At 45.7% G+C, this 3,114-nt stretch carries 2 protein-coding genes; both read left to right on the top strand.

Annotation, left to right across the window (positions count from 1 at the left end):
- The coding region (locus GX135_04495) for a hypothetical protein (protein NLN85347.1) at positions 1-1,695 on the top strand (1,695 nt) is incomplete at its 5' end.
- The coding region (locus GX135_04490; GenBank protein ID NLN85346.1) for a UvrD-helicase domain-containing protein at positions 1,692-3,114 on the top strand (1,423 nt) is incomplete at its 3' end. The genes GX135_04495 and GX135_04490, both read left to right, overlap by 4 nt.

Genomic DNA, 3,114 nt, shown 5'->3' with positions numbered 1-3,114 from the left:
TTCAAACTCCTGAGATCGGTACTGGAACCTCATCTGGCTTTGCTGAACAAGCTTTCAGGAATTGGCAGCCCGCAAGACCTTGTGGATTTGCTCGACACCCCTGGCGGCATTGAAATCAAAAGTCTTTGCAGCGAGGTGGAACTGCAAAACAGCGACATCCTGGAAGTTTTTTACTCGCGTTTGGCAAATTTCGCGAGCTTGGAAAAGCTTGGCTTGGTGCAGGATTGGGCGAAGCTCTTCGATTGCGAAGGAACAAAATTGGCTGTGTCGGTGTTGCAGCTATTTTTGGAATCCTTGGGAGGGTGCAGGATTAGTTTTGATGGACTAAACAGGAAAGCAGACCGCTTCCAGATTAGTAACCTATTGGATCTACGCAATTTAAGCTATGATCATGTTTACTTCTTCCACGCCATTGAGGGAGAGCTTCCTTCCAGCCCAAATCCAGTCTGGCTCTTAAACGAAGCCCAGCGAGCCAAACTAAATCTGAAAAGCTATTCCGATTTGCGCCAACGAGAACGCTACTATTTTCTGCGCACAGTTCTCAGCAGCCAACACTGCGTTATTTTCACCCACCGGAACCTGGAAAATGACATTGAACCCGGCAGTTTTGTGACCGAATTAATCCAGGCATGTCAGGATGGAGCCCTCAGCCAGGTGAAGTTGGAAAACAAAAAGTATGAGCCCCGCATTTCGAGCTTGTATCAGGCTTGGCTGGGGAAATATGACAAAGAAGAAACCCCTTGGCAGAATGAGGTTTGCCGAGATTTTGGAGAAGATTTTCAGCGTTTTTTCACCATTCCCAGCCTGCCCGACTCGGATTTGGGAAAAAACCGGGACATCGTCTCTGGCCATTACGGATTGGACGGACTGCAAAAAAACCCATTTACATGGTATATAAAACATTTACGCAGGCTGCCAGAGCTCGAACTTCGGCCCGATGAAACCATCACCCGCAAACTCTTGGGAGCCATCATGCACGACTTTCTATCTGGCGTGCTGCAGCCTTTAGCTGGACGGGACCTGCGTTTACGGGATATCGAACCCTATCTAACTGATGAAATATTCCTGGCAGATGTGCTGCACAAACTCTTTTCCGGCGGTGGTCTTTTCTACCGCTATAAAATCCCGCAAAACTATAACTATGAATTCCTTACCAGCATTATCTCGAGCAGCATGGTGGATTCAATTAAACAGTTTTACCAAGACTTTCTGGCTCATAATCTAAAAAACACCCCTTTCCGTCTCATACCTGAACAAGACAATGAAAATGAGGGCGGAAATACTGGCAAAGAGCTGCTGCGCATAAACATGGAGGGTGCAGACTACGTCCTGCGCATCCGCGGCAGAGCGGATCTACGCGTAAAATGCACTGACCAGGATATAATCATCGACTTCAAAACTGGCGGACTAAACTACGACCAGCTCTATTTTTATGAATGGCTGTACTATCGACTCGATGAAAACTGGGAAAACCGAAAACTTGTCTCGTTGTTTTGGCAGCTTTTCAAATATGAGATGGAGAAAAGCTCTGATAAACCAGAAGCACGGATAAAATGGAAAGACCAAGTGGAGGACGTTTTAAGAGATTGCCTTGCAGAAGGATACAGCCTAGGGCAAAAGGTCGCTGACAGGCAGGATTTGAAAAAGATTTCCCGGGCTGATCTTTATCGGACGCGAAAAGGAGGGGGAAAATGAGCAATTTCAAAAACAAAATCATAACCGCAAGTGCCGGCACAGGTAAAACTTACCGTCTTTCTGTGGAATATATCCGCATCCTGCTGGAACATTATGGAAAACACAAGGATTTCAGCTTGGACAGCATCCTGGTGCTCACTTTCACGAAAAAAGCTACCGCTGAAATCAGGGAACGCATAAATGAACATCTATCATTGCTTTGCGACCCCAATCCCTCCAAGGCAGAAGATGCCAAAGACAGGCAGGGATTACTGGAATCACTGATTGGGAACGATGGTCATAAGGAGCTGTCTGACATGCAATTGGAAATCCTGAACAGCGCCCTCAGACAGATTTCTTCCGATCGCAAGCAATTGCAGGTGATGACGATAGACTCCTATATTGGCAGCATTTTCCGAAATATCGTGCGCCCTCTGCGCAGCATTGAAAGTTATGAGATTGACAATCAAGCCGTGGAAAAACGCCTTCCATTCTTGATGGCGCACTTGATGACAGATAAATACAAACCATTATTGGACAGCCTGTTGCGGCGCAAAATCAGCCCTTCCCTGGATGAATATCAAAAGTTTTTCAGCACTCTCATCCAGGCTCGCTGGCTCCATTTTCTCATCCAGAAACATGGTGACCACAGCGAACCAGGCACCCTGCATCACCTTGCAAAAAACCCCAATCCCAGCCTGCGTGATGAAGCTTTGGAAAACGCACGCCAAGCTATGTCTCAAATCCTGAGTCATTTACAGGAAGTCGAATCGTTAAAAGATAAAAAAATAGAACCCATGGATTATTTCAAAAAAGACTTCAAGAATCTTTTTAGAGATTCCGTGAATAGCTGGGATAAGATTATTTCAGAATCGGATAAAATGCTTTCCAACCCCGAAGGCTGCTACAGGTTATTCAGCAAAAATAAAAGCGGCGCTATTACAAGCGGAAACCAATTAAGAGGAAAAGCCCTCAGCGCTGCAAAAGAACAGATCAACGAACAGGAAGCCCGGCTCGCTAAAGCTCTGGCAAACTATCTCATCCACACACATTTCTTGAAAGAACAGGATGAAATCCTCAAGGTCTGGGAAGCAGTTCTGAGTGAATATGACAAGCTCATATACATTTATAAAAATATGACTTACGATGATGTTTCCTGGTTCACCTTGGAAGCGCTCTTCAGCAGCGAACCACCGAATTTTGATATGCAAATTGAAAATGTGGCGACAGAATTCTATCAATTCCTCTCACATCGCAGCAGGTTCATTCTGATTGATGAATTTCAAGACACCTCCCTATTGCAATTTGCCATTCTGCAACCCATTATCTCAGAAGTGATTAGCGGCGAAGGCACCAAGGATTTTGGCGGCATCATCATCGTCGGCGACGAAAAACAATCCATTTTCGGCTGGCGAGGCGGCGAACGCGAATTGCTTTTAA

This window comes from Candidatus Cloacimonadota bacterium (assembly GCA_012522635.1).
Lineage (GTDB): Bacteria > Cloacimonadota > Cloacimonadia > Cloacimonadales > Cloacimonadaceae > Syntrophosphaera.
The sequence above is the reverse complement of the archived record's forward strand: the minus strand, read 5'-3'. Positions and strand labels throughout refer to the sequence as shown.